24 protein-coding genes are annotated in these 25628 nt (G+C 64.7%); 10 read left to right on the top strand and 14 right to left on the bottom strand.

The annotated features are described in order from the left end of the window. Positions 1-100 precede the first annotated feature (100 nt). Positions 101-955, bottom strand: coding sequence for an SDR family NAD(P)-dependent oxidoreductase (locus AC0WR5_RS15750; protein ID WP_475864526.1), 855 nt, complete (start codon positions 953-955; stop codon positions 101-103). A gap of 126 nt (positions 956-1081) precedes the next feature. On the opposite strand from AC0WR5_RS15750, the gene AC0WR5_RS15745 reads away from it, so the two are divergent. After that, entirely contained in the window at positions 1082-1684 is a 603-nt protein-coding gene (locus tag AC0WR5_RS15745; RefSeq protein ID WP_475864524.1) for a TetR/AcrR family transcriptional regulator, read from the top strand. Positions 1685-1731: 47 nt separating this feature from the next. Here AC0WR5_RS15745 and AC0WR5_RS15740 read toward each other — a convergent pair whose 3' ends face one another. After that, a complete protein-coding gene (locus AC0WR5_RS15740) occupies positions 1732-1899 on the bottom strand; it encodes a hypothetical protein (RefSeq protein WP_475864522.1) in 168 nt (55 codons plus the stop codon). 73 nt (positions 1900-1972) lie between these two features. Then, positions 1973-2995 carry an OmpA family protein gene (locus tag AC0WR5_RS15735; RefSeq protein ID WP_475864521.1) on the bottom strand — a complete coding sequence of 341 codons (1023 nt, stop codon included), beginning with the start codon at positions 2993-2995 and terminating at the stop codon, positions 1973-1975. 247 nt (positions 2996-3242) lie between these two features. On the opposite strand from AC0WR5_RS15735, the gene AC0WR5_RS15730 reads away from it, so the two are divergent. The 3 genes from AC0WR5_RS15730 (at position 3243) to AC0WR5_RS15720 (ending at position 5335) form a co-directional block, all read left to right on the top strand. Then, on the top strand, positions 3243-3392 hold the full coding sequence (locus AC0WR5_RS15730) for a hypothetical protein (protein ID WP_475864519.1): 150 nt from the start codon (positions 3243-3245) through the stop codon (positions 3390-3392). 210 nt (positions 3393-3602) lie between these two features. After that, entirely contained in the window at positions 3603-3818 is a 216-nt protein-coding gene (locus AC0WR5_RS15725; protein WP_475864517.1) for a hypothetical protein, read from the top strand. Positions 3819-4156: 338 nt separating this feature from the next. Beyond that, entirely contained in the window at positions 4157-5335 is a 1179-nt protein-coding gene (locus AC0WR5_RS15720; protein ID WP_475864516.1) for a type III PLP-dependent enzyme, read from the top strand. A 675-nt stretch (positions 5336-6010) separates the two neighbouring features. Here AC0WR5_RS15720 and AC0WR5_RS15715 read toward each other — a convergent pair. The 5 genes from AC0WR5_RS15715 to AC0WR5_RS15695 form a co-directional block, all read right to left on the bottom strand. Then, positions 6011-7000 (bottom strand): aldo/keto reductase, encoded by a 990-nt coding sequence (locus AC0WR5_RS15715; RefSeq protein ID WP_475864515.1) that lies wholly within the window; start codon positions 6998-7000, stop codon positions 6011-6013. Then, a complete protein-coding gene (gene deoD / locus AC0WR5_RS15710) occupies positions 6997-7701 on the bottom strand; it encodes a purine-nucleoside phosphorylase (RefSeq protein WP_475864514.1) in 705 nt (234 codons plus the stop codon). The genes AC0WR5_RS15715 and deoD overlap by 4 nt, the downstream gene beginning before the upstream one ends. A gap of 83 nt (positions 7702-7784) precedes the next feature. Continuing rightward, a complete protein-coding gene (locus AC0WR5_RS15705; RefSeq protein ID WP_475864512.1) occupies positions 7785-8711 on the bottom strand; it encodes a hypothetical protein in 927 nt (308 codons plus the stop codon). 203 nt (positions 8712-8914) lie between these two features. Beyond that, positions 8915-9190: an acylphosphatase gene (locus tag AC0WR5_RS15700; RefSeq protein ID WP_475864511.1), complete on the bottom strand. Its 276-nt coding sequence runs from the start codon at positions 9188-9190 to the stop codon at positions 8915-8917. Between the two features lie 51 nt (positions 9191-9241). Beyond that, positions 9242-11230: a methylmalonyl-CoA mutase family protein gene (locus tag AC0WR5_RS15695; protein ID WP_475864509.1), complete on the bottom strand. Its 1989-nt coding sequence runs from the start codon at positions 11228-11230 to the stop codon at positions 9242-9244. Positions 11231-11645: 415 nt separating this feature from the next. Between AC0WR5_RS15695 and ccrA the strand changes: the two genes are divergently transcribed. From ccrA to AC0WR5_RS15680, 3 genes are all read left to right on the top strand, one after another. Continuing rightward, positions 11646-12932, top strand: coding sequence for a crotonyl-CoA carboxylase/reductase (ccrA, locus tag AC0WR5_RS15690; RefSeq protein ID WP_475864508.1), 1287 nt, complete (start codon positions 11646-11648; stop codon positions 12930-12932). Between the two features lie 200 nt (positions 12933-13132). Next, positions 13133-13351: a hypothetical protein gene (locus AC0WR5_RS15685; RefSeq protein WP_475864506.1), complete on the top strand. Its 219-nt coding sequence runs from the start codon at positions 13133-13135 to the stop codon at positions 13349-13351. A 114-nt stretch (positions 13352-13465) separates the two neighbouring features. After that, positions 13466-15007 (top strand): ATP-dependent DNA helicase, encoded by a 1542-nt coding sequence (locus AC0WR5_RS15680; protein WP_475864505.1) that lies wholly within the window; start codon positions 13466-13468, stop codon positions 15005-15007. 112 nt (positions 15008-15119) lie between these two features. On the opposite strand, the gene AC0WR5_RS15675 is transcribed toward AC0WR5_RS15680, so the two are convergent. Then, complete coding sequence (locus AC0WR5_RS15675) at positions 15120-15995, bottom strand: 3-hydroxybutyryl-CoA dehydrogenase (protein ID WP_475864503.1); 876 nt, start codon at positions 15993-15995, stop codon at positions 15120-15122. A 160-nt stretch (positions 15996-16155) separates the two neighbouring features. Between AC0WR5_RS15675 and AC0WR5_RS15670 the strand changes: the two genes are divergently transcribed. Further along, positions 16156-16983 carry a DUF6473 family protein gene (locus tag AC0WR5_RS15670; protein WP_475864501.1) on the top strand — a complete coding sequence of 276 codons (828 nt, stop codon included), beginning with the start codon at positions 16156-16158 and terminating at the stop codon, positions 16981-16983. Between the two features lie 53 nt (positions 16984-17036). On the opposite strand, the gene AC0WR5_RS15665 is transcribed toward AC0WR5_RS15670, so the two are convergent. Together AC0WR5_RS15665 and AC0WR5_RS15660 are read right to left on the bottom strand one after the other, a co-directional pair. Beyond that, positions 17037-17963, bottom strand: coding sequence for an electron transfer flavoprotein subunit alpha/FixB family protein (locus AC0WR5_RS15665; protein ID WP_475864499.1), 927 nt, complete (start codon positions 17961-17963; stop codon positions 17037-17039). After that, complete coding sequence (locus tag AC0WR5_RS15660) at positions 17963-18721, bottom strand: electron transfer flavoprotein subunit beta/FixA family protein (RefSeq protein WP_475864497.1); 759 nt, start codon at positions 18719-18721, stop codon at positions 17963-17965. Before AC0WR5_RS15660 ends, AC0WR5_RS15665 begins: the two co-directional genes overlap by 1 nt. Before the next feature lie 336 nt (positions 18722-19057). Between AC0WR5_RS15660 and AC0WR5_RS15655 the strand changes: the two genes are divergently transcribed. Both AC0WR5_RS15655 and AC0WR5_RS15650 read left to right on the top strand, forming a co-directional pair. Next, positions 19058-21553: a GcvT family protein gene (locus AC0WR5_RS15655; protein ID WP_475864496.1), complete on the top strand. Its 2496-nt coding sequence runs from the start codon at positions 19058-19060 to the stop codon at positions 21551-21553. Positions 21554-21843: 290 nt separating this feature from the next. Then, positions 21844-22368: a VOC family protein gene (locus AC0WR5_RS15650; RefSeq protein ID WP_475864494.1), complete on the top strand. Its 525-nt coding sequence runs from the start codon at positions 21844-21846 to the stop codon at positions 22366-22368. Between the two features lie 62 nt (positions 22369-22430). On the opposite strand, the gene AC0WR5_RS15645 is transcribed toward AC0WR5_RS15650, so the two are convergent. Genes AC0WR5_RS15645 through AC0WR5_RS15635 form a run of 3 tightly spaced genes read right to left on the bottom strand, consistent with a single transcriptional unit; the run spans position 22431 to position 25578 of the window. Then, complete coding sequence (locus tag AC0WR5_RS15645) at positions 22431-23528, bottom strand: BMP family ABC transporter substrate-binding protein (protein ID WP_475864492.1); 1098 nt, start codon at positions 23526-23528, stop codon at positions 22431-22433. Positions 23529-23570: 42 nt separating this feature from the next. After that, the gene (locus tag AC0WR5_RS15640) at positions 23571-24494 is read right to left on the bottom strand and encodes an ABC transporter permease (RefSeq protein WP_475864491.1); all 924 of its coding nucleotides are present in this window, start codon (positions 24492-24494) and stop codon (positions 23571-23573) included. A gap of 1 nt (position 24495) precedes the next feature. Beyond that, positions 24496-25578, bottom strand: coding sequence for an ABC transporter permease (locus tag AC0WR5_RS15635; protein WP_475864489.1), 1083 nt, complete (start codon positions 25576-25578; stop codon positions 24496-24498). Positions 25579-25628: the final 50 nt, after the last annotated feature.

Raw genomic sequence — 25628 nt, 5'->3', positions numbered from 1 at the left:
CGGCAGCATGGCGGCAAACCCTGAAGCCAAGGTTTATGCCGCCATGCAGGGTCCGTTTCAACCCGGCCCATGGATCATGCTCCGGGCGGGCGGTCGCGGCTCAGATCGCCCCCGGCACCAGACCCAGGCGCTTGCCGATCGCCCGGTCGATGCTGCCCTTCGGCATGTGCGTGGGCACCCAGGCATTCCGGAACGGGCTCTTGTCAGCGACATAGCGCGGCTTCGGCTGGGCGGTGCCCAGGGCCTCGGCCACGATCGCGCCCACGCTTTCCGGCTTCAGCCCGCGGCGCCCCTCGGCCACCATGTAGCTCTCGAAGCCGCGATAGGGCCTTTCCCAGATCGAGCCGGAGAGGCCCGGTTGAGGCTGTTCCTCGGCCTTGTCCCAGATCGGGGTGGCCACCGATCCCGGAGCAACGACGATCACCGGTATGCCCAGCAGCTGCAGCTCGCGGCGCAGGCTGTCCGAGAAGCCCTCGATGGCATGTTTGCTGGCCGCATAGGCGCCCAGGAAGGGCGCGGCGATCAGCCCGCCGATCGAGCTGATGTTGACGATGCGGCCCTTCGGCCCCTGCAGCGCCGGATCGGCCCCCAGCAGCGGCGCAAAGGCGCGGGTCACGGTGAACACGCCCACCACGTTCACCTCGATCTGCCGGCGAAAGGTCTCGACCTCCTGCAGCAGCAGCGGCCCCGAAACGGCCATGCCGGCATTGTTCACCAGCGCGCCCAGCGTCCGCCCCTTCAGCAGCCCGCGGAGCTCTTCTGCCGCGGCGTCGACCGAGGCGGGGTCGCTCACGTCCATGATCAGGGGCGTGATCCGGCCCTCTGCGTTCAGCGCCTCTGCGTCCGCCGCCCGGCGCACGGTGCCGAACACGCGCCAGCCCTGCGCCACCAGCACATCTGCCGTGGCCCGTCCGATGCCGGTGGAAACACCGGTCACAACAACTGTCTTTTCCATCTGTCTCTCCATTGGGTCTCTGCGAGTCACGTTGACAGCGTCAACATATCGTCAATTTGGGTGCGTGCGTTGACGTTGTCAACGTCGTATCGTAATTCTTTGCCGGACCCAGGAGAGACCCGGAAAATGCTCGAAAAGACCAATGAACCCATGCGCTCCACCCGCGACCGCCTGGTCGCGGCCGCCACCGCGCTGCTCGACGAAGGCGGGCAGGAGGCCGTGACCCTGCGCGCCGTGGCCGCGCGGGTGGGGGTGTCGCACAATGCGCCCTATCGGCATTTCCGCGACCGCAACGCCCTGTTGGGCGGCGTTGCGCGGGCCGATTTCGCGATGCTTTCAGAGGGTTTTGCGCAGGCGGCAGGGCACGAAGACACCCGGCAGGCGCTGCGGCAGGCCGCCATGGGCCTGATCCGCTACGGGCGCAGCCATCCGGCGCGCTACCGCCTTCTGTTCAGTGATCCGGCCTTGCCCACCGACGATGCGGAGTTGTCCCGTGCCGCCATGGCGGCCTTCGAAGGCTTCGTCGCGCTTGTCGGCAGGGCGCAGGGGCAGGGGATCCTGCCCGGAGATGACCCGGTGCCGGTGACCGGGCTGATCTATGCCACGCTGCATGGCGCCATCGACCTGGAGATCGGCGGCCGAGCGCGTGGCGAAAAGGGGCTGGGCCGGATCGAGGAGACAGCGGCGCTGCTCTTCGACCTGCTCGCCGGCCCCGCAGTCCCGATCTGACAGCCAAGCCGGCAGCCAGTCAGGACCTCACGGAATTGCCGGGTCCGTTACTCGGCGGTCTTCTTCGCCTCGGCCGCGGCCTTCATCCGCGCCACCAGCTCTTCCTTGCTGGCGCGGCCGCCGGTCTTGCTCCGGCCGGCGCCCTTGGCGCGGGCCTCGTCGTGCTTCGGTGCGTTCTTCGAAAGCTTGGGGGCGCCCATTTTGCTGTAATCCATGTCCGGTTCCTCACGGTTCAGGCCGTATCCGCCCCGCTCATGCACCAAGACCGGCGCCCCGGCAAGCGGCGCGTTACTGCCGCACCAGTTCGACGCGCCTGTTCTGCTGCCGCCCGGCGTCGCTGTCGTTGCTTGCCAAAGGGGCAAAGGGCCCCACGCCCTCGGCCTCCATCCGCTCCGCCGAGACGCCATATCGGCTCTCCAGAGCGCTCACCACCGCCTCGGCCCGCTCCTTCGACAGCGCCAGGTTATGCGCCAGCGGTCCGGTCGTATCGGTATGGCCCACGATGAAGACCTTCATTGCCTCGTTGCCCTTCAGCAGCTCGGCCATCTGCGCAAGTGTCTCCTCCGACCCGGGCTGCAGCTCGGCGCTGTCGGTGGCGAATTCCAGGCCATAGAGCGCCACGTGCCCGGTCAGCGCCAGTCCCTGGCTCATCGCCGCGGCATCCACCGTCACCTGCTCGCTCTGCATCGCCGCGCTCTCGACGACCTGCATCAGCACGCCCACCGGGTCGTCGTCGTGCTGCACCACCATGAGCGAGACCTGCACCCGCCCCTCCGGCCGGTCCAGCTCGGCCGAGAGCGCCCGCAGGTTGCCCGAGGTCGCGCTCAGCAGCTGCAGCGCCAGGTTGCCGTCCTTTACCGGCATGGCCTTGCGAACCGGCTCCGACAGGCTGCGGGAAAAGTCGTAGCCGCCACAGCCCTCGTCCTCGCATTGGAACAGCTCGCTGAAGCCCGCCTCGGCCATGGCACTCTCGAAGCTGCGATAGACATCCAGGACGGTCTTGCCCCGGGGCACCGCATAGGCGATCTGCGTCACCCGGCCCTCCGGGTGGTCCACCGCGTCGAAATCGCCGTCGTGGTAGCCGCCCAGCGGCAGGGTTATCGTGTCGTAATCCGCCTGACGGTAACCGATGATCACCGATCCGGCAAAGCGCGACAGGATCGGGCTGTCCGGCCCCGCGCCCTCGATGTCTGCCGCCGGTATCTCGGTCGCGGCCTGCGCGGCTCCCGCCGACACTGCCGCCGACACACCCGCCATCAGCGCCATCATCGCCGCCGCAGCGCAGACCCGTCTCAGAACCGTTATCGTCATGCACATCGCTCCACAAATTTGGGGCCACTGTCGATGACCCCACTGAAATCCGTGGATTTTCTCGCGCCGCCGCCGGGGCAGGGCAAGCCGCCCCCGCCTGGCGCCGCCGGACCGGCGCGCTCCTGCCGATCGCGACCTTTGCACCTGCAGCATAACAAGCCTGTCCGATTTGCAGCACTCATCTGCAGGGAGAGCGCCTATATACCCCTCAGGGAGGAGGCCGGACAAAGATTGCCAGAGGCCCCCGATGGACACCAAAGACAAGACCGAAATCTCCGCAGAAGCTGCCCTGCAAATGCTGGAGGAGTCGCTCTCCTACTACACGCCCGAACCCCGGGTGGTGGCCAGCGAAGACGCCCCCAAGCAAGATTACGTCCCCTACGCAGACGCCGCCTGAGCCATAGTCCCTCCCTGCGAGGCTCTGGCGACATCTGATCCGGCCTTCTCAGCCTGAAACCGCGCAGTCACCCTCGGCTGCGCGGTTTGCCCTTTTTGACCCCGCGGGCGTAGGCCTTGAGGGGCGGCGGTGACGGGATGCCCTCTCGTCCCCCTCCCGCAGACCCGCTCCCACGGACCTGCCCGCACCTGAAACCTGAAGGTACGTATCATGATCTTTTTGGCTCCCTTCGGCCTCGCCATCCTGCTCTTCATCATGTGGAGGTATTCCAAGCCGGCGATGAAGAATTGCCGCTGGCGGATGGATCATGCCCGCGATGCCGAGGGGCAGACCTTCTACCATTGCATGGCCTGCGGCGCAGAGACCCTGGTCGAGCCCGGCCAGCAGCCGGACTTCTGCGCCAGCGCCCCGGGCAAGGCGGGCTGAGCACGGTGCGTCTTCGGCCGCTGTGTACCGCGAAACTTGATCAAATTCCGGCGCAAAATGATCAAATTCGATTTCGGCAACCTATTGAAGTACAAACGAAAATCGGCATTTTTACGCTGATTGACCTCCGGTCCGAAGCCTTTTAGGGAAAAATCTGCGAGGGATGCAAATTTCCCTCTTGATCGAATCCGGTTTTGGCCCGATATGCCGCTTCAAGACGCCAACGCACGCGCCTCTGGCGAGAGGGGTTCCCTGAAGTCCCCTGCGGTTACGTAGCGACGGTAACGTCTCCCTTGGAAGTGAGCGGTCATATATGGCCGGGTCTATTGGAGATGACCATGAACGCATACGTAGCCGATTTCTCGGCCCGACTTTCTGCACGCCGCGACTCCCGCGTGGAAACCTTCATCCGTCAGAACCACTTCGATCGTCCGACTCTGGTCCTGGACATCGAGCACGTTGACGCACAATACCGCGCCCTGCAGGCTGGCCTGGGCCGTGCCCGCATCCACTATGCCGTCAAGGCCAACCCGCAGCGCGAGATCATCGAGCGCCTGGTCAATCTCGGCTCCGGCTTCGATGCCGCCTCCCGTGCCGAGATCGAGCTCTGCCTCTCGCTGGGCGCCTCGCCGGATCACATCTCCTTCGGCAACACCGTGAAGAAGCCGCGCGACATCGAGTTCGCCTTCCACGCCGGTGTCACCCTCTTCGCTGCCGATGCAGATGAAGAGCTGGAAAAGATTGCTGAATTCGCGCCGGGCTCGGATGTCTACATCCGCCTGATCGTCGATGCCTCCGAGGCCGACTGGCCGCTGTCGCGCAAGTTCGGCGTGGCCCGCGAAGGCGCCATCCGCCTGATGGACCGTGCCGTCGAGCTGGGCCTGCGCCCGGTCGGTATCTCCTTCCACGTGGGCAGCCAGACCAAGCGCGCCGAGATGTGGATCGCGACGCTGGATCAGATTGCCGCCGTCTGGCACGCCGCCCGCGCTGCCGGCCACGACCTGACCCTGCTGAACATCGGTGGCGGTTTCCCGGCCTACTACGGCGAAGAGATCCAGGGGCCGACCCCCTACGCGGCCCGCGTGATGGAGCTGATCACCGAGCGTTTCGGTGACATCCCCCACGTCATGGCAGAGCCGGGCCGCGGCCTGGTGGCCGAAGCCGGCGCCATTGCCGCCGAGGTGCTGCTGGTCTCGCGCAAGTCGGAAAACGACCTGCACCGCTGGGTCTACCTGGACATCGGCAAGTTCTCCGGCCTGGCCGAAACCATGGACGAAGCCATCCGCTACCAGTTCCTGACCGACCGCGATCACGAGGCCCACGGCCCCTGCATCCTGGCCGGCCCCTCCTGCGACAGTGCCGACGTGCTCTATGAAAAGCGCCCCGTCGACCTGCCCATGGGCCTGCGTTGCGGCGACCGCTTCATCATCCGCAACTGCGGCGCCTATACCTCGACCTATGCGTCGATCGGCTTCAACGGCTTCCCGCCGCTGGATGTCGTCGTCCTGCAGGACTGAGCATCGGCAACGTAAGGTCACGGTCCCGTCACCGGCGGGGCCTCCCCCTTGAACCGGGTGCAATACCACCCACATGAGTGACCCCGGGCAGGGCAACCTGTCCGGCGTCGACGCCTCCCTCCGGATTTCGGGCGTGCCTTGCGCGGGGTTGTTTCTCAGCCCGCAACAGGGCCTTTTCGGGGGTAGAGGCGGGCGGGCACCCGCCGGACCAACCGCAGGTCAGACAGAGCCGGGGAGCGGCGCGCGTTGCGCCCCCTTTCGCCCTGTCCCCGATGCCACGCTCCCTCGTGTGGCCTGTTGTTCCGTCGTCGTGGTCGGGCCTCCGGGCCGGGCCGCCCCGCCGAACAGCCCGACCCGGGAGCCGGTGATCGCATGTCCCGCAGGTGTGCTGCCTGACGGTCGGATGATGTGTCCCGGCTCCCATCGCCACTCACGGCACCAGAAGGGCCGGGGCGCTTTGCGCTCCGGCTCTTTCGCGTGGCGCGGCAGCGCCTTTCATCTTTCCCGAAAATACTCACCTTGGCGGCGTTTTCGCCGGGGCGCCGCCGGGGGCCCGCAGGCATCGGTACCGCATTCGGGCAAAAAAGATCCGATGCCCCGTTTCGGCCCCGAATCCGGCCCGAAAAAAGGGGGGAGGGATCAGGCCCGCAACGGGCCCGATCGGTCCTTATGCCCTCAGCAATAGCGCTCCACGGCCACCATCTGGTGATCGCCATAGCGGTCGCCATGGGCAAAGCCCGGGGGCAGCAAACGGTGGATTTCGGCCATGTCTTCAGCGCTCAGCGTGATGTCCGCGGCGCCCAGCCATTCGCCCAGATGCGCACGGGTACGTGTTCCGGGGATCGGAATGACATGCTCTCCCCGCGCCATTACCCAGGCCAGCGCGGCTGCTGCAACGGTCCAGCCGCGCGCGTGCGCCCATTGCCGGAAACCATCTATCAATTTGATATTGTAGGAGTAATTTGGCTCCATGAAGCGCGGGTTGTTCTTGCGGAAATCGGTGTCGGGCAGGGTGGCTGCCTCGATCGAGGTTTCGCCGAACATGCCCCGCGCCAGCGGAGAGAAGGCCACAAAGGCAATGCCCAGCTCCTCGCAGGTGTCGATCAGCCCCAGCTCTGGCTGCCGTGACCAGAGCGAGTATTCATTCTGCACCGCGCGCACCGGACAAACCGCATGGGCCCGCCGCACCGTGCCCGGCGCCACCTCCGAGAGGCCATATCCACCGATCAGCCCTTCCTCGATAAGCTCTTGGAAAGTCTCGGCAACCTCCTCGATCGGGCGGTCGGGCTGATGCCGGTGCGCATAGAACAGATCGACCCGGTCGACGTTCAGTTTCTTCAGTGACTTCTCAAGCTCGCTGCGCAGGTGGTCGCGGGAGTTGTCGATCACCCGCGGCGGTCCGGGAATGATGCTCGCCTTGGTGGCCAGGGTGATTTCCGGTTTCTTTTCAGCGATGTACTTGCCCAGGATACGCTCCGACAGGCCCATGCCATAGATGTTGGCCGTGTCCCAGAAGGTGATGCCGCTTTCGATGGCGGCCTGCAGCGTATCAAGTGCCGTATCCTCGTCCACGGGTCCGAACATCCCCGAGAGAGACATCGCACCAAAGCCCAGCTGCGGCACCAGTGGGCCGCCGCGCCCAAGTTCAACTTTCTTGAATGTCATGCGAATGCAGCCTCCAGCGCGACCTCTACCATGTCCGAAAGACTCGTTTCCCTGTCGGCACTTGGCAACTTGGCGCCGGTGATCAGGTGGTCCGAAACGGTCAGCACCGCGAGGGCCCGACAACCGTGGCGATGGGCCAGGTTGTAAAGCTCCGCGGCCTCCATCTCGACACCCAGGATGCCATGGCGCGTCATTTGCTCGTTCAGGTCGGGTCGCTCGTCATAGAAGACATCCGCCGAGTAGATGCCGCCCGCATGCACACCGACGCCCTTGGCCGTCGCCGCATCATGGGCCGCGCGCAGCAGGCCGTAATCGGCGCAGGGGGCAAAATTCAGCTCCTTGAAAATGCCTGCGGACGGGGTCGAGATGCTTGACGCGGTCATCGCCAGGATGATGTCGCGCAGCGCGACCTTCTCTTGCATGGCGCCGCAAGATCCGATGCGAATCAATGTCTTGACGCCATAGTCGCGGATCAGCTCGTTGGCATAGATCGACAGGCTGGGCATGCCCATGCCGCTGCCGTGGATGGTGACGCGGTTGCCTTTCCAGGTACCGGTATAGGCCAACATGCCGCGCACCTCGTTCACCAGTTCCGGCGCATCGAGGAAGGTTTCGGCGGCCCAGCGGGCCCGGTAGGGGTCGCCGGGCATCAAAACGGTTTCCGCGATCTGCCCGGGTTCGGCTCCGATATGGATTGTCATGAAAATGCCTCTCTGAAGGTGCTAGCCGGCAGAGTAAGGGCTTTGGCGCCGGGCACAAGGGGCCGGCCCGGGCCGCGTGGCTGTCATGGCACGTACAGGATCCCATAGCCCAGCTGTCGCTCGGGCGAGGGGACGGTTGCGGCGGTCTCGCTTGTCTGCCCGTCGCTCTCGACAGTGTAATAATCCTGCTTTTTCAGCGCGGTGTATTTCCCCTCGCCGCATTGCAGCTGCTCCAGCGGGACGCGCCCAGGCACGATGCTGCAATTGCTGCTGGGTTGCAGCTCGCCCACGTTGGATTTTCCGAAACCGGGTATGCTGGGCATGCTGCGGCGGAGTTGCAGCCGCAGGCGTGGCACAAGATCCTCGCCCGGGGTATAGCGGCTGGTCAGCCCGGCGTTCAGCGAAGTGCCTTCCGGCAGCCCGCGAGTCAGTTTGCTGGTCAGCGACAGGGTCCCGATGCCGCGCGTCGGGCGGGTCGCAGTGGAGGGATAGTGAAAGACGCTTATCCGCGCGCCCATGCGAAACCCGTCGGTCATGTCACGCGACCAGGCGACATAGCTGTCGAGACCGCGGCGCAGCACATACGTCCCGCTGGCAATGCCAAAGCGCGGCGCCGTGTAGTCGGCGAGTGGCACGTAAAGGTTCGAGCCGAATGTGACATTGGAGGTGGCAAAGCGGCCCGGATTGGAAATTTCGTATTCCAGGCCAAAGGTTGCCTGCCCCATGACGGTGCTGATCCCGTCTTTCTTGCCCAGATCCAGATAGCTGTTGAACCCCAGGACACGGTCTTGCGACAGGCTCTTGCGCCAGACCTGACCAAAGCTGAGGTTGGCGCTGTTCGTCAGGTCCTTGCCGCTGAAGCCGAGCTGCACATCGGTGAAGCGTGCGCCGGTGACGGGCGAGGCGCTGATCGGCGCAAAGACGTCGAAGGACAGCGAAGACCAGTCGTCGCTGAGCGACAACTCGTAGCCACCGGTTGTGGCATATGAAATGGCGCGCTGCCTGAGCAACGTCGTACCTGCCGTATCCGAAACCGCGGGCCTCGGCAGGGAAAGTGCCAGGCAACAGGCCACAAGGGGGAGAAACTTTGGCCGCATGCCCCCTAACTTGGGGCACTTTTGCAAAGCTTCAATTAACCAAGGCGTGAGGCAGGCAAAGACTCGCGGCCAATTGCCGAAACGGGCAGGGATGACCTGGCATCGGGCTCTGCTGCTTAGCGCCGTATCCGAAATCCGTTCTCGGCAGGAGGGCCCGCTTCGCTGGTCTGAACATCGCGCACATTGGCCGCGCCGGGGCCCGTCCAGCAGGCCGTCAGCATCGCTTCCACCCTGTCTTCGGGGCCATGAAACAGCGCGATGACCGACCCATCGTCGCGATTCATGACCCATCCGGCCAGGCCGAGCTGTTCTGCCTGGCCACGGGTCCAGGCGCGATAGCTGACGCCCTGCACCCGACCGGTGATCCTGGCTTGCCTCGTTATCTCTCGCATGGCCGTACTCCTTTGGTTCAAGGGTAGGCCGCAGGCGGGCAGGGGAAAGCCTTATTCGGCGGCAACCGATTTGGGCCGGGCGAGGGTGATGACGTCGCGCATGATCGTGTTCAGCTCGAAATCCTTGGGCGTATAGACATTGGCAACACCCATGTCGCGCAGGCGCCTGGCATCCTCCTCGGGGATGATGCCCCCGACAACCACAGGAATATGGCTCAGACCCTCGGCGCGCAGGCGGGTCATCACCTCGGCTACCAGGGGCATGTGGCTGCCGGACAGGATGGACAAGCCGATCACATGGGCTTCGTCACGTCGGGCGCTGGCCACGATCTCTTCCGGCGTCAGGCGGATGCCGTCATAGGAAATGTCCATGCCACAGTCCCGGGCGCGGCAGGCGATCTGCTCTGCGCCGTTGGAATGCCCATCGAGGCCCGGCTTGCCGATGACGAACTTCAGCCGCCGCCCCAGGCTGTCGCTGACCGCATCTACCATGTCGCGCAGTTCATCGAGCCCCTCCGTCCGGTTGCTCACTCCCGAGGAAACCCCCGTCGGACCACGGTATTCGCCGTGTATCTCTCGCATGGTCGCGGCCCATTCGCCGGTGGTAACGCCGGCCTTTGCCGCCGCGATGGAGGCTGGCATGATGTTCTCTCCGGCGCGTGCCGCTGCGCGCAGCGCATCGAGCGCCTCGCGCACCGCGTCATCGTCGCGCGAGGCCCGCCATTCGGTCAGGCGGCCCACCTGTTCTGCTTCCACGGCCGGGTCCACGGTCATGATGCCGCCGTCCTCGCCCAGCAGGGGCGAGGGTTCGGCTTCGGTCCAGCGGTTCACGCCCACCACCACGGTCTCGTTGCGCTCGATCCGGGCCACGCGCTCCGCGTTGCTCTCCACCAGGCGCGATTTCATGTAGTCGATCGCCCCGATGGCCCCGCCCATGGACGACAGGTTTTCCAGCTCGGCGCGCGCCCCTTCCTTAAGCGCGGCAACCTTGCGGTCCACCGCCGGATTGCCATCGAAGAGGTCGTCGAATTCCAGCAGGTCGGTCTCATAGGCCAGGATCTGCTGCATCCGCAGCGACCATTGCTGATCCCAGGGGCGGGGCAGGCCAAGCGCCTCGTTCCAGGCCGGAAGTTGCACCGCCCGGGCACGGGCCTTCTTGCTCAGGGTCACGGCCAGCGCTTCGAGCAGGATGCGATAGACGTTGTTCTCTGGTTGCTGTTCCGTCAGGCCAAGGCTGTTGACCTGCACGCCATAGCGAAAGCGGCGGAATTTCTCCTCCTCCACGCCGTAACGCTCGGCAGTGATCTCGTCCCAGAGGTCGACAAAGGCGCGCATCTTGCACATCTCGGTCACGAAACGGATGCCGGCGTTGACGAAGAAGCTGATGCGCCCGACGACGCGCGGGAAATCCTCCTCCGGGATCCGCGGACGCAATTCGTCCAGCACCGCGATGCCCGTGGCCAGCGCATAGGCCAGCTCCTGCTCCGGTGTCGCACCGGCCTCCTGGAGGTGATAGGAGCAGACGTTCATCGGGTTCCATTTGGGAACCTCGCGATAGCAATACTCTGCCACGTCGGCGATCATCTTCAGGCTGGGTTTCGGCGGACAGATATAGGTGCCGCGGCTCAGGTATTCCTTGATCAGGTCGTTCTGCACGGTGCCCTGCAGCACCTTCGGGTCGGCTCCCTGCTCCTCGGCTACCGCGATGTAGAGCGCCAGAAGCCAGGGCGCGGTGGCGTTGATCGTCATCGAGGTGTTCATCTCGGCCAGCGGGATCTGGTCGAAGAGTGTGCGCATGTCGCCCAGGTGGCAGATCGGCACGCCGACCTTGCCCACTTCGCCCCGCGCCAGCACGTGATCGCTGTCATATCCGGTCTGCGTCGGGAGGTCGAAAGCGACCGAAAGGCCTGTCTGTCCCTTCTTCAGGTTGCCGCGATAGAGCGCGTTCGAGGCAGCCGCAGTGGAGTGACCGGAATAGGTGCGGAACAGCCAGGGGCGGTCACGGAGCGGAGCGTTCGTCTCGGTCATGGCGTCGGTCATGGCAGGCCTCTGGAATCGAGTGCGCAGATGGGCGCGCAATTAAATTTCACAGATATGCACGTACAGGATGCAATATGATCCTGTCAATTCGCCGCGTCGCGGCGTCATGACACAATCATAGCATGTTTTTGACAAAGGCGCGCCGCTTACGTGGCGCAGACCCGCCTCTGCGGCACCCTCGGTCGAATTTGCCGGGCGAGATGGGGGAATCGCGGTATCATCTATCGCGATACCCCTGTGCTAAAGGCTCTAATCAGCCGCCGTCGCGGCCAGAGGATATTTGCGCAAAAATCTTGCGCGCACGAAAATTACATATGCGACGTAAAATGTATTGCAAAATTACGTCGTGAAATGTACCTGGGGGTCAGGCAGCGCGATTCTGCGTCGCGGCAATTTGCAACCGGAGGAGGGCCTCATGGCACTGGATACTGAAACGGGCATCGCCCCCTACGACGCCCCCGAGAAAGAGCTCTACGAGATCGGCGAGATGCCGCCCCTCGGCTATGTGCCCAAGAAGATGTACGCTTGGGCCATCCGCCGCGAGCGGCACGGCGAGCCCGAGCAGAGTTTCAAGCAGGAGGTCGTGGACACCTGGGAGATCGACAGCCACGAGGTGCTGGTGCTCGTGATGGCCGCGGGCGTGAACTACAACGGCGTCTGGGCCGGGCTCGGCACGCCGATCAGCCCCTTCGACGGCCACAAGCAGCCCTATCACATCGCCGGTTCCGATGCCTCGGGCATCGTCTGGGCCGTCGGTGACAAGGTCAAGCGCTGGAAGGTCGGCGACGAGGTGGTCATCCATTGCAACCAGGACGACGGCGACGACGAGGAGTGCAACGGCGGCGATCCGATGTTCTCGCCCACCCAGCGGATCTGGGGGTACGAGACCCACGACGGCTCCTTCGCGCAGTTCACCCGCGTCCAGGCACAGCAGCTGATGCCGCGTCCGAAGCATCTTACCTGGGAAGAGAGCGCCTGTTACACGCTGACGCTGGCCACGGCCTACCGGATGCTCTTCGGCCACGAACCCCACGAGCTCAAGCCGGGTCAGAACGTGCTGGTCTGGGGCGCCTCGGGCGGTCTCGGCTCCTATGCGATCCAACTGGCCAATACGGCCGGCGCCAACGCCATCGGCGTGATCTCGGACGAGAGCAAGCGCCAGTTCGTGCTGGACCAGGGCGCAAAAGGCGTCATCAACCGCAAGGAATTCAATTGCTGGGGCCAGCTGCCCACCGTCAACACGCCAGAGTACAACGAGTGGCTCAAGGAGGCGCGCAAGTTCGGCAAGGCGATCTGGGACATCACCGGCAAGGGCGTGAGTGTCGACATGGTCTTTGAGCACCCGGGCGAGGCGACCTTCCCGGTCTCCACCCTCGTGGTCAAGAAGGGGGGCATCGTCGTGATCTGTGCGGGCACCTCCGGGTTTAACTGCACCTTCGACGTGCGCTACATGTGGATGCATCAGAAACGTCTTCAGGGCTCGCACTTTGCCAACCTGAAACAGGCCGCAGCTGCAAACCGCCTGATGCTGGAACGGCGCCTCGATCCCTGCATGTCCGAGGTCTTTCCTTGGGCGGATATTCCCCAAGCGCATACCAAAATGCTGAGAAATCAGCATAAACCGGGTAACATGGCAGTTCTGGTTCAGGCGCCGCGCACCGGATTACGTACAGTTGAAGACGTTTTGGAGGCAGGGAAGTAACTCTCTGTTAATTCCCCGGCGCGCAGGATGGTCGGTGAGTGGAAAGCTCGCCGGCCATTTTCTTGCCGGCGGGTGGTGACTGCCGGCCATCCCGGACGGCAGAAAAGTGGAGAATGACGATGAGGGGTCACGCTACTTCTACGACATACCGGACGGAGATGCCTCCGTCCCTCATTCCGCGCACGTCCAAGGACCAATGGATGATTGATGTCCTGGCCGAGCTGCAGGAGGCTGCGCGCGATCGCGGCATGCAGGCGATGGTCGAACAGCTGGCCATTGCCAGCCACGTGGCAAAGGAGGAGATCGCCCGGAAAAAAGCCGAAGCGATCCGCCGCGCGACAGAACCGGAACGCCGCCCGCCGGGCGCCAAGCAGGGCAGCTACTTCTTTTCCATGCCGCCGAGCGAGCGCCGCAACTAAGGGGGCTGGCCCGGCGACGGGACCGTTTGCTTTCAGGGGCCGCGAGGGGCAGTTCGCCCTTTCGCGGCTTCGTCGCATCTGGCGCTTTCCGCGCCCAAAGGGTAGCGTCGCGCCATGACATTGCCCTCTGCCATCACATTTTCGCACGACCAGGCCGAGGCCTATGATCGCATCTCGGAAACGCTGAAAGGCGCGGGAGTCGATCTGGACGCCGGCAGCACGACGCCCCCGATGGAGGGGCGCGCGCGCGTGCTCGCCGTTCTGGGAAAGGCCGGATCGGGCAAGACCATGTTGCTCTCCGCGCTGGCAGATGCTTGCGAAGCTGCGGGCCTCTCGGTCGTTTCCGGCGATTACGAGCCCAAGCGTGCCAAGGAAGCCCGCACGCTGGCCATCCTGGCGCCGACCAACAAGGCCGCTTCGGTGCTCCGCCTGCGGGGCGTTCCCGCCACCACCATCCACCGCATCCTCTACAAGCCGGTCTATGATCCGGAATACGAGCGCATTGCCGAATGGCTGGAGGGCGAGGGGGAAAAACCCGAGATCGAGGGCCTCGCCCCCGATGCGCTCGACCGTGCAAAGGCCTCCTACGAAGTCAACCGATCCGTCCCGGCCGCGCTGGCGGTGGCCGGATTGCGGGGGTCCGATTTCATCACCGGATGGAAGCGTCGCGACGACCCCCTCGACGTGGGCTTCGTCGACGAGGCCTCGATGCTCGACGAGCGACAGTTCGACGACCTGAAGGAAATCTTTCCGAACCTCGTCCTTTTCGGTGATCCGGCCCAGCTTGCCCCGGTCGGACAATCCGGCGAGATGGTCTTTGATAGCATGCCCGAGCAGGCCCGGCTGACCCTGGCCCGGATCCACCGGCAGGAGGCCGACAACCCGATCCTGGATCTCGCCCATGCCCTGGCCGATCCCGAGGTCGATTTCTACCGCTTCGAGCGCATGGTCGAGGAGGCGGCGAAACGCGATGACCGCGTGGTCTGGGCCCAGCGGGTCGAATCCGGGCTGATGGCGCGCTCTCCGGTACTGGTCTGGCGCAACGCCACCCGAATCCGGCTGATCAATGCCTTCCGCGCGGTGCACGACGCCCCCGAGGATGCGCTTCTACCGGGCGAGCCGCTGATCTGCGACGGCATCGAATTGCCGCTGAAGCATCGCAAGAAGCGCCTGGATCTCGAGGCGCGGGGCCTGATCAAGGGGGCGCAGGTGATCTATCTCGGGCCGGGACAGAAGCCCGGCTTTTCCCGTCTGCACGTGGTCGGGGCCGAGAACCCGCAGGTGTCTGCGGCGTCCATCGTCAAGATCGAGAAGCCCGACGAGGCGGAACCCTTCATCCCCTTTGCAGCCCGCATGGGGGCCACCTTCCTGCATGGCGCGGCAGTGACCATCCACAAGGCACAGGGCTCGCAATGGCCCGAGGTGCAGGTTTTTGCGCCGGATATCTACGCGGCATCCCGCGCGGGGCGGATGGAGGCCGGACAGCCGCTCTGGAAACGGCTTGCCTACGTTGCGATCACCCGCGCCGAAACCCGCCTGCACTGGGTGGTGCGCGCGCGGTTGTCCAAGCCGGGCGAGTCCCTGGGCGTCGAGGATCTCAGGATGAAACAGGCACCTGCCCTGGAAATGGCAGCGCCCGAGGATTTCGCGGGGTAGGGGGCTCTGCCCCCGGCGCTCTTCGCCTCCCCTGGAATATTTCCAGCCAGATGATGACGAGCGGAGGCGCTCCCCGGTACCGGGGCCAAAGGGGGGCCTGCGGGGCGCAGGCTCAGCGGGTCGGAACCGGCTCTTCGCCGCGGTAGTCGTAGAACCCGCGCCCGGTCTTGCGGCCGAGCCAGCCGGCCTCGACGTATTTCGTCAGCAGCGGGCAGGGGCGATACTTGGTGTCGGCCAGGCCTTCGTGCAGCACGTTCATGATCGCGAGGCAGGTGTCCAGGCCGATGAAATCGGCCAGCTGGAGCGGCCCCATCGGGTGGTTCGCACCGAGTTTCATCGCCTCGTCGATGGAGCGGACGTTCCCCACGCCCTCGTAGAGCGTATAGACCGCCTCGTTGATCATCGGCATCAGGATCCGGTTCACGATGAAGGCCGGGAAGTCCTCGGCGCTGGCGGCGGTCTTGCCGATCTTCTCGACGATGCCCAGGCAGGCCTTGTAGGTCTCCTCATCCGTGGCGATGCCGCGGATCAGTTCCACCAACTGCATCACGGGCACCGGGTTCATGAAGTGGAACCCCATGAACTTTTCCGGGCGGTCGGTCTTGCTCGCCAGGCGGGTGATCGAGATCGAGGAGGTGTTCGAGGTCAGGATCGTCTCTGGCTTCAGGTGCGGCAGCAGTTCCTTGAAGATCGCGTCCTTGACCGGTTCGCGTTCGGTCGCGGCTTCGATGATCAGGTCGCAGGGGCCGAGGTCGGTCAGGGTCAGGGTGGTGGAAATGCGCGCCAGCGTGGCATCGCGATCAGCCTGCTCCACCTTGCCCTTCTGGACCTGCCGGTCGAGGTTCCTGGTGATCGTGGCAATGGCCTTGTCGATGGAATCCTGGCTGATGTCGTTCAGCAGGACGTCGTAGCCCGCAAGCGCCATCACATGCGCGATCCCATTGCCCATCTGCCCGGCGCCCACGACGCCAACTTGCCTGATTTCCATGGAACCCTCCATCTGCCTGTTCGGCCGCAATGTGACCGGATGCATCCGGTGCCGCAAGCCCCGGTGCGGGGCTCTGCGCAATTTGAACACTGATTTAGCTTTATTCCTTTGGAAACTTCTCGCTGTCACGGTCGCGCCCGGGTGAACATTGGGGTGTGACATGTCCTTCGATCCGACGGGCCGGGGTGGGCTCGAGTATTTTCCGTGCCGTTACGGGGCATCCCGGGCGGTCTTTCGCGGTCCTAAACGGCCGACAGACGGAGATTTCGTTGCGGTGCTCGGGGGATGCGACACCTACGGCCGCTTCATCGCACGCCCCTTTCCCGCCATTCTGGAAGACCGCCTTGGCCTGCCGGTTCTGAACCTCGGTTGGCCACAGGCCGGGCCCGATGCCTTCCTGGCCGATCCCGAGCTGCTGGAAGTGGTCAGACGGGCAAGGGCCGTCGTGCTTCAGGTCATGGGCGCGCAGAACATGTCGAATCGCTATTACGCCGTGCATCCGCGGCGCAACGACCGTTTCCTGCAGGCAACGGGGCTGATGCGCAGCCTCTACGAGGACGTCGACTTTACCGAATTCAATTTCACCCGCCATCTTGTCAGCGCCCTGCAGCTCAGGTCGAAGGAGCGTTTCGACATGCTGCGCAGAGAGCTTCAGGCGGCCTGGCTACTGCGGATCGAGGCCCTGCTGGACCAGATCGCACAGCCGGTTGTGCTGCACTGGTTCGCGCGGCGCGGGCCGGCAGAGGGGCCGGATGCAGATCCGCTCTTCATCACGGCCGAAATGCTCGAAGCCCTGCGCCCGAAGGTGGCGGAGATCGTGATCTCGGTCCCGTCGCGGGAGGCCGCGCAGGCCGGCACGGCAGGGATGATCTTTGCGCCGCTCGATGTGACGGCGGCGGTACAGGTGCTGTCGCCCGCGGCCCATGCCGAGGCGGCAGAGGCGCTCGCCCCGGCGCTGGGCCAGGTTCTCGCCGACCAGCGTAAATGAAAAGGACCCGCCTGTTCGGCGGGCCCTGACAGCCAATGTCTCCCGCGAGAGGCTCAGAGCTTCTCGATCAGCGCGGGCACGGCCTCGAAGAGGTCTGCCACCAGGCCGTAATCGGCAACCTGGAAGATCGGTGCCTCTTCGTCCTTGTTGATCGCGACGATGACCTTGGAGTCCTTCATGCCGGCGAGGTGCTGGATGGCACCCGAGATGCCCACGGCGACGTAGAGCTCGGGGGCAACCACCTTGCCGGTCTGACCCACCTGCCAGTCGTTCGGGGCAAAGCCCGAGTCGACCGCGGCACGCGAGGCGCCGACGGCGGCGCCCAGCTTGTCGGCCAGCTTCTCGATCAGGGCAAAGTCCTCTTCCGAGCCCACGCCACGACCGCCGGAGACGACGATGCCGGCGCTGGTCAGCTCGGGGCGGTCGCTCTCGGCCACCTTGTCCTCGACCCATTCCGACAGGGCCGGATCCTCGGCGGCGGCCACGGCCTCCACCCCGGCCGAACCGCCGTCGCCGGCGGCGTCGAAGGTCGAGGTGCGGAAGGTGATGACCTTCTTCGGATCCAGCGATTTGACCGTCTGGATGGCGTTGCCGGCATAGATCGGACGCTCGAAGGTATCGGCGTCGACCACGGCGGTCACGTCGGACAGGATCATCACGTCGAGAAGCGCGGCAACGCGCGGCATGATGTTCTTGGCGTCGGTGGTGGCAGGGGCAACGATGTGGTCGTAATCCGCGCCCAGCTTGGCAACGAGCACCGAGACCGGCTCGGCCAGGCGGTGGCCATAGAGCGGATCCTCGGCGACCAGGACCTTGGCCACGCCGGCGATCTTGGCGGCTTCGGCCGCGGCATCCGCAGCCTTCTCGCCGACGACAAGAACACTCACATCACCCAGTTTCGAGGCGGCGGAAACGGCCTTTGCGGTGGCATCCAGCGCCAGCGCGCCGTCGGTCACCTCGGCAAGCAGAAGAACAGCCATTACACGATCCCCTTCTCTTTGAGTTTGGCCACCAGCTCGTCGACAGAGCCCACGATTTCACCGGCCTGACGGGTTTCCGGCTCCGAGGTCTTGACCACCTGCAGGCGCGGCGTGACGTCCACGCCGTAGTCGGCGGGGGTCTTCTCGTCGAGCGGTTTCTTCTTTGCCTTCATGATGTTGGGCAGAGAGGCATAGCGCGGCTCGTTCAGGCGCAGGTCGGCGGTGATGATCGCCGGCAGCTTCACCTTGACGGTTTGCAGGCCGCCATCCACCTCGCGCGAGACCACGGCGCTGTCGCCGTCGACGTCGAGCGTGTTGGCAAAGGTCGCCTGGGCCCAGCCGGTCAGCGCCGCCAGCATCTGGCCGGTGGCGTTCATGTCGTTGTCGATGGCCTGCTTGCCGGCAATCACGATGCCGGGCTGCTCCTCGTCGATGATCCCTTTCAGGATCTTGGCGACGGCCAGCGGTTCGATGTCGGTGTGCACGTCATCGGCGGCAACAACCAGGATTGCACGATCGGCGCCCATGGCCAGTGCGGTCCGCAGGGTTTCCTGCGCCTGCTTGACGCCGATGGAGACCGCGATGACCTCTTCGGCCTTGCCGGCTTCCTTCAGGCGGATTGCCTCTTCCACGGCAATCTCGTCGAACGGGTTCATCGACATTTTCACATTTGCCAGATCGACTCCGCTGCCATCCGATTTCACACGGACTTTCACGTTGTAGTCGATCACGCGTTTGACAGGCACCAGCACCTTCATCGGCGGTCACTCCCCTTGTTGATCTCTTCATCCGCCCGGATTCGGCGCGGATACGACGTCTGTTGCGATTTGATATAATCTTGCTTTTGACCGTGACAGGTCAAAACAGACTTTCCATGGGGTTGCAACGTCACGTTTCTTTCCGCATTGCAAAAAATGTCCTGCTGTGCGGAATAATGCCAGTCTCGCGCGGGCTGCTCCGGCAGAACCCTGCCACGACGCGAAAAATGCGAAACGTCGGTTTCAGGCGGCATAAGGTCGGCTGGGCGGTGCGCCGTTTGGCCTGTCTGATAAATCTCGGATCAGCTCAACGCACATCCCAACAGGACACCCGCAATGAAAACCCATGTGAAAGCCCTTGTCGTCGGCGGTGGCGCCGTCGGCACCTCCATTGCCTACCACCTGGCCCGCGCCGGCTGGGAGGACGTGATGCTCCTCGAACGCGACGAGCTCACCTCTGGCTCCACATGGCATGCGGCCGGCCTGCTGCCGCTCTTCAACATGAGCTACGCCACCACCCACATCCACAAGTACTCGGTGGATTTCTACAAGACGCTGGAGGCCGAAACCGGCCTGAACGCGGGCTTTTCCGTTGTCGGCAACCTGCGAATGGCCCAGACGCAGGCCCGGATGGACGAGTACATGCTCTATGCCTCCACCGCGGAAACCGCCGGTGTGCCCTACGAGTGGATGACCCCCGCGCAGATCAAGGAGCGCTGGCCGCTGGTCAACATCGAGGGGCTGCAGGGCGCGATCTTCCACCCCACCGATGGCTACATCAACCCCGCCGACGTCACCATGGCGATGGCCAAGGGCGCCCGTCAACGCGGCGTGATGATCGAGCGCAAGTGGCAGGTCGATGCTTACCACTGGACCGGCGAGGCCTGGGAGGTGACCTGCACAAAGATGGGCGAGAAGGGCGGCAACCTCGTGCCCCTCGAAGAGCAGATCGTCATCACCGCAGAGCATGTCGTCACCGCCACCGGCAACCACGCGCAGCGCACCGCGCGCTTGCTTGGCATCAAGACGCCCGCGATCCCCGTCGAGCACCAGTTCATCGTCACCGAGCCCGATCCCGCGCTGGTGGAATATCGCAAGAACGGCGGCGAGGAGCACCCGGTGCTGCGCGACGCCGACGCCAAGTGGTACGTCCGCGAGGAACGTGGCGGCTGGATCCTCGGCCCCTACGAGCTGAACGCCCCCGCGCGCTTCCGCTTCGGCGTGCCCGACAGCTTCCGCGCCGATCTCTTCCCCCTCGATCTGGAACGGATCGAAGAGGAGTACATGTCGATGATCCATCGCCTGCCGTCTTCGGAAACCGTTGGCCTCAAGGACGATTTCAACGGCCCGATCTGCTACACGCCTGATGGCAACCCGCTCGTCGGCCCCGCGCCGGGCCTGCGCAACATGTGGCTGGCCGAGGGCTTCTCCTTCGGGATCACCGCTGCCGGCGGCACCGGCTATTACCTTGCCCAGATGATGACGGAGGGCGAGGCAGAGATCGACATGGCCTCCCTCGATCCCAAGCGTTACGGCGCCTGGATGACCAGCGAATATGCGGTGGCCAAGAACGAGGAAGCCTACGAGCACGTCTTCATCCTGCATCACCCGGACGAAGAGCGCGAGGCGGGCCGTCCGCTGCGTACCTCGCCGGCCTATGACCGCCAAAAGGCCGCCGGTGCCCAGTTCGGCCATGTGAACGGCTGGGACCGTCCCAACTACTATGCGCCGCAGGGCTTCGACGATCACGCCTCACGCAGCTTCCGCCGTGGTGGCTGGTGGCAGTACGCCGTCGAGGAGGCAAAGGCGATCCGCGAATCCGTCGGTCTGATCGACGCCACCGCCTTCACCAAGCACAAGGTCACCGGCAACGGGGCCACAGAGTTTCTCGATGGCTTCACCTGCAACAAGCTGCCCAAGGTCGGGCGTATCAACCTGACCTACGCGCTGACCTCCGCCGGTACCACGCGCACGGAATACACCATCGTGCGCAACGGCGAGAGCGACTATTACCTCGTCTCTGCCGGGGCCTGGACGGCCTATGACCAGGACTACCTGCTCAAGGCCGCAGAGGATTTCATGACCGAGACCGGCAAGCTGGTCATCGTGCAGGACGTCACGACGCAATGGGGTGTCTTCGCCATCGCCGGGCCGAAATCCCGCCATGTGCTGAAGAAGCTGATCCGCGACGCAGAGCCGGAGACCGCGCTGTCGAACAAGCGGTTCCCCTGGCTCTCGGCGCGCCAGATCGAGCTCGGCATGGTGCCGGTCAACGCCATCCGCGTGGCCTACACGGGCGAGCTGGGCTGGGAACTCCACCACCCGATCGAGATGCAGAACCACCTATGGGACAAGCTCGTCGAGGCCGGAGAGGAATTCGGCATGAAGCTCGTCGGCGCCCGCGCCCAGAACTGGCTGCGCCAGGAGAAGAGCTATCGTGCCTTCGGTACCGAGCTGGGCCGCGACGCGACCCCGGCCGAGGCCGACCTGCCGCGCTTCATCGACCTCTCCAAGGAGTTCTTCGGCAAGGAAGCCATGATCGAAAAGGGGATCCGCTCGAAATGCGTCACCCTGCTGATCGACGGGCCCGATGACGCAGATCCCTGGGGCCGCGAGGCGCTCTACGACGGCACGACAAAGGTGGGCCGGCTCACCTCCGGCGGCTATTCCGTGGCCTTCGGCAAGTCGATCGGCATGGGCTATGTCGCGCCGGAGCTGGCCCAGGTCGGCCAGAAGCTCAAGGTGAAGATGTTCGATCAGCTCTGGGATGCCGAGATCGTCGAGGACAGCCCCTACGACCCCAGCAACGCCAAGATCCGCATCGACGGCTGAGCCGCGGAACATTCAGACTGCAAAAGGGGCGGGCAACCGCCCCTTTTTCGTTCCGGCACATTTTCTTGTCGGAAATATCCCCGCCGGAGGCATCCCGAAGGTGCCTCTCTCGCTGCCGGCCGGTCGATGGATACAACCGGGCAGGGGGCTCTGCCCCCGTCCTGCGGACTCCCCCGCCGTATTTCGGGAAAGATGAAGGCTGCGACGGTTTGTTCCGGAGCAGCCGGTGGTTGGTGGTTGTCGTGAGCCACCCCAAGGTTAACTCATGGGAAAGACGAAAAGGAGATCCCATGGCCATTCGCGGCATCGAGCATATCGGCATCACCGTTCCCGACATTCGTGCGGCAGAGCACTTCTTCGAGGAGGCCTTCGGCGCAACCGTGCTCTATCGGCAGTTCCGGCCGGAGGGGCCGCACATGGCCGGGGCGGACATGAACCCGGTGAACGGGGTTGATCCGCAGGTCACTGTGCGCGGGCTGACCATGATGCGCCTTGGCGATGGCCCCAATGTCGAGCTTTTCGAGTTCGACCGCACCGAGGGAGAGGCGCCGCTGCCGGCCAATGGCATGGGGATGACCCATTTCGCCGTGACCGTGGATGACCTCTTCGAGGCGGTGGAGCGCTTCACCGCGGCCGGTGGCACGCTGATCGGCGACAGCCACACCGAGCTCGGCAACCAGGAGACCGGCGAGGGCAACATCAACTGGTTCGGCACCACGCCCTTCGGTCTGCTGGTGGAGATCATGCAGTTCCGGTCGCCCCTGAATTACGACGAAGGCGCCACCGAGACGCGCTGGTTCCCCGGCGAGGACTGAGCTCGCCCACGAAAAAGGCCCGCCGGACCGGCGGGCCTTCCTCAACGTTCCGAAAACACCGCTTACTGCGGGATCTCGCCGGTCAGGCCTTCGACGTAGAAGTTCATGCCCAGCAGGGTGCCGTCGTCGGCGATTTCGCCTTCGGCCAGCCAGGGCGTGCCGTCCTGCTTGTTGATCGGGCCGGTGAAGGAATGCATCTCGCCGCTGGCAAGTGCATCCTTCATGGCCAGGGCCTTTTCCTTCAGCTCGGCGGGGACGGCGTCGGTGATCTCGCCGATGCCGACCATGCCGTCACCGATGCCTTCCCAGACGCTGTGGCTCTCCCAGGTGCCGTCCATCACGGCCTTCACGCGATCGACGTAGTAGGGGGTCCAGTTGTCGATGATCGAGGTCACGCGCGGGCTGGGCGCATATTCGATCATGTCGCCGGCCTGGCCAAAGCCGATCACGTCGCCGGCTTCCTGTGCGGCGGCCAGCGGTGCGGTGGAATCGGTGTGCTGGAAGATCACGTCGGCGCCCTGTTCGATCAGCGTACGGGCGGCGTCGGCCTCCTTGGCTGGGTCCATCCAGGTGTAGAGCCAGATGATCTTGAATTCGACGTCGGGGTTCACGGCCTTGGCCTGCAGGTAGGCCGAGTTGATGCCGCGCACGACTTCGGGGATCGGCACAGAGGCGATGTAGCCGATGATGTTCGACTTGGTCATCGTGCCGGCGATCAGGCCCTCGATGGAACGGCCTTCATAGAAGCGGGCGGAATAGGCCGACATGTTCGGCGCGGTCTTGTAGCCGGTGGCGTGCTCGAACTTCACGTCCGGGAACTTGGCCGCGACGTTCACCGTCGGATCCATGTAGCCGAAGGAGGTCGAGAAGATGATGTCGGCACCGTCCAGCGCCATCTGGGTCATCGCGCGTTCGGCGTCGGGGCCTTCGGGCACGTTTTCCTGATAGACCATCTCCACCTTGTCGCCGCCGATCTCTTCCAGCATGGCGACGGCGGATTCGTAATGGTGCTGCGACCAGCCGCCATCGTTGATCGGACCCACGAAGATGAAGCCGACCTTGGTCTTGTCATCCTCGGCCATGGCGGCACCGGTTCCCAGTGCGGTCATCCCCAGCGCGGTTGCGGCGCCGGTGAGGAAGGTTCTCTTTTTGATAAGCATTACTGTCTCCCTGTAAGCTTGGTGAAACGCCGCGCGGGTTGCTTATTGCGAGGCGTGGAAGGTCTTGCCCAACGAGGCCGGCCCGGCATTGCGGCCGGTGGCCGAGATGATCACCAGCACCACGATGGTGATGATGAAGGGCAGCATCGAAAGGTATTCGGCCCGGATCGGAACCCCGGCCCCCTGCAGGTTCAGCTGAAGCACGGTGACGCCGCCGAAGAGGTAGGCCCCCAGGAGCACGCGCCATGGTTTCCAGCTGGCAAAGACGACAAGGGCCAGGGCGATCCAGCCAATGCCGCCGGTCATGCCGTCGGTCCATTGCGGTACGCGGACGAGGCTGATGTAGGCCCCGCCCAGACCGGCACAGGCGCCCCCGAAGAGGATCGCCAGCACGCGGATCCGCACCACCTTGTAGCCCAGGGCATGGGCAGCGTCGTGGTTTTCGCCCACGGCGCGCAGGATCAGGCCGGCGCGGGTGAATTTCAGAAAGGCCCAGACCACAGCGACAAGCGCGATGCCGATATAGACCATCGGGTGGTGACTGAAGAGGATATGGCCCACCACCGGCAGGTCGCTCAGCACCGGGATGTCCACACGGGTGGCCATGGGCGGCTTCTGCCCGACAAAGCTCTGCCCGATCAGGGCAGAGAGGCCGAGGCCGAAGAGCGTCAGCGCCAGCCCCGAGGCCACCTGGTTGGCCAGGAAATACTGGGTCAGCAGCGCGAAGAGGAAGGAGAGCACCGCGCCGCCAAGCGCTGCGGCAAGAAAGCCCAGGGTGGGCGAGCCGGTGGTCACGGCCACGGCAAATCCGCAGATGGCACCGGTGATCATCATGCCCTCGACGCCCAGGTTCAGAACACCTGCGCGCTCCACCACCAGCTCGCCGATGGCGGCGATCATCATGGCGGTGGCGGCCACCATCATCGAGGCGATGAAGAGGACGGGATCGATCGAGCTCAGGTCCATCTCACGCCACCTTCTTCTTGGCCCAGACGATGCGGTAGTTCGTCAGCATGTCGACCGCCAGCAGGAAGAACAGCAGCATCCCCTGGAAGCACTGGATGGCCGCGCCGGGCAGCTGCAGCTTGCTCTGCGCGGCTTCGCCGCCGATGTAGGTCAGCGCCATCAGCAGGCCCGCCAGGACGATGCCCACCGGGTGCAGCCGGCCCAGGAAGGCCACGATGATCGCGGTAAAGCCATAGCCCACGTTGAAGCCGGTGCTGATCTGGCCCGCCGGGCCGGACACTTCGAACATGCCGGCCAGCCCCGCAAGCGCGCCGGCCGTGCCCATGCAGAAGAGCACCAATCGCCCCGGTTTCACGCCCGAGAAGCGCGCCGCGCGCGGAGCGTCGCCGGTCAGCCGGATCTGGAAGCCCAGGATGTGCCGGTTCATCAGGATATAGGCCATGATGGCCGCGATGAAGGCCGCGGCCACGCCCCAGTGCATGCCGGTGCCGGCAATGATCTCGGTATTGTGGGCCGCGGGGTATTGCTGCAGGTTCCGCGAGCCGGGAAAGCCCATGCCCTCGGGGTTCTTCATCAGCCCAAGCGCCATGGAGGCCAGGAAGTTCTCGGCCACGTAGACCAGCATCAGCGACACCAGGATCTCGTTGGTGTTGAACTTCACCTTCAGGATCGCCGGGATCATCGCCCAGGCCCAGCCCCCCAGCGCGCCCGCCAGGATCATCAGCGGAAAGACATACCAGGCATCCAGCGGGTAAAACGCCAGCCCCACGCCGGCGCCAGCGATGGCGCCCATGATGTACTGCCCCTCGGCGCCGATGTTCCAGATCCCCGCCTTGAACCCGAGCGACAGCCCCAGCGCGATCAGGATCAGTGGCGCGCCCTTCACCAGCAGCTGCGGCCGGTAGTAGAAGGCATGCGGGCCGAAGAGCGGATCCCAGAAGATCGTCCGGATCGCCTCCACCGGGTCCTTGCCGAGCGCCGCAAAGAGCAGCCCGCCGGCGATCATCGTGGCAATCACCGCCAGGACCGGCGTGATATAGGACAGGGTCTGCGACGGCTGCGGCCGTTTCTCCAGCCTCAGCATGGGCGGGCCTCGTTCATCTTTCTGAAAATACGGCCGCCGGAGGCGTTGTC

This window comes from Pseudooceanicola sp. DL12 (genome assembly GCF_056270665.1).
The sequence above is the reverse complement of the archived record's forward strand: the minus strand, read 5'-3'. Positions and strand labels throughout refer to the sequence as shown.

Coding starts and splice junctions, on each gene's coding strand:
- AC0WR5_RS15695 (WP_475864509.1), bottom strand. CDS start 11,230: ATGACCGACGCCATGACCGAGACGAACGCTCCGCTCCGTGACCGCCCC.
- AC0WR5_RS15735 (WP_475864521.1), bottom strand. CDS start 2,995: ATGACGATAACGGTTCTGAGACGGGTCTGCGCTGCGGCGGCGATGATG.
- AC0WR5_RS15750 (WP_475864526.1), bottom strand. CDS start 955: ATGGAAAAGACAGTTGTTGTGACCGGTGTTTCCACCGGCATCGGACGG.
- AC0WR5_RS15675 (WP_475864503.1), bottom strand. CDS start 15,995: ATGGAAATCAGGCAAGTTGGCGTCGTGGGCGCCGGGCAGATGGGCAAT.
- AC0WR5_RS15715 (WP_475864515.1), bottom strand. CDS start 7,000: ATGACATTCAAGAAAGTTGAACTTGGGCGCGGCGGCCCACTGGTGCCG.
- AC0WR5_RS15670 (WP_475864501.1), top strand. CDS start 16,156: ATGTCCTTCGATCCGACGGGCCGGGGTGGGCTCGAGTATTTTCCGTGC.
- AC0WR5_RS15645 (WP_475864492.1), bottom strand. CDS start 23,528: ATGCTTATCAAAAAGAGAACCTTCCTCACCGGCGCCGCAACCGCGCTG.
- AC0WR5_RS15685 (WP_475864506.1), top strand. CDS start 13,133: ATGATTGATGTCCTGGCCGAGCTGCAGGAGGCTGCGCGCGATCGCGGC.
- AC0WR5_RS15660 (WP_475864497.1), bottom strand. CDS start 18,721: ATGAAGGTGCTGGTGCCTGTCAAACGCGTGATCGACTACAACGTGAAA.
- AC0WR5_RS15720 (WP_475864516.1), top strand. CDS start 4,157: ATGAACGCATACGTAGCCGATTTCTCGGCCCGACTTTCTGCACGCCGC.
- deoD (WP_475864514.1), bottom strand. CDS start 7,701: ATGACAATCCATATCGGAGCCGAACCCGGGCAGATCGCGGAAACCGTT.
- ccrA (WP_475864508.1), top strand. CDS start 11,646: ATGGCACTGGATACTGAAACGGGCATCGCCCCCTACGACGCCCCCGAG.
- AC0WR5_RS15730 (WP_475864519.1), top strand. CDS start 3,243: ATGGACACCAAAGACAAGACCGAAATCTCCGCAGAAGCTGCCCTGCAA.
- AC0WR5_RS15725 (WP_475864517.1), top strand. CDS start 3,603: ATGATCTTTTTGGCTCCCTTCGGCCTCGCCATCCTGCTCTTCATCATG.
- AC0WR5_RS15745 (WP_475864524.1), top strand. CDS start 1,082: ATGCTCGAAAAGACCAATGAACCCATGCGCTCCACCCGCGACCGCCTG.
- AC0WR5_RS15665 (WP_475864499.1), bottom strand. CDS start 17,963: ATGGCTGTTCTTCTGCTTGCCGAGGTGACCGACGGCGCGCTGGCGCTG.
- AC0WR5_RS15650 (WP_475864494.1), top strand. CDS start 21,844: ATGGCCATTCGCGGCATCGAGCATATCGGCATCACCGTTCCCGACATT.
- AC0WR5_RS15635 (WP_475864489.1), bottom strand. CDS start 25,578: ATGCTGAGGCTGGAGAAACGGCCGCAGCCGTCGCAGACCCTGTCCTAT.
- AC0WR5_RS15700 (WP_475864511.1), bottom strand. CDS start 9,190: ATGCGAGAGATAACGAGGCAAGCCAGGATCACCGGTCGGGTGCAGGGC.
- AC0WR5_RS15655 (WP_475864496.1), top strand. CDS start 19,058: ATGAAAACCCATGTGAAAGCCCTTGTCGTCGGCGGTGGCGCCGTCGGC.
- AC0WR5_RS15640 (WP_475864491.1), bottom strand. CDS start 24,494: ATGGACCTGAGCTCGATCGATCCCGTCCTCTTCATCGCCTCGATGATG.
- AC0WR5_RS15680 (WP_475864505.1), top strand. CDS start 13,466: ATGACATTGCCCTCTGCCATCACATTTTCGCACGACCAGGCCGAGGCC.
- AC0WR5_RS15740 (WP_475864522.1), bottom strand. CDS start 1,899: ATGGATTACAGCAAAATGGGCGCCCCCAAGCTTTCGAAGAACGCACCG.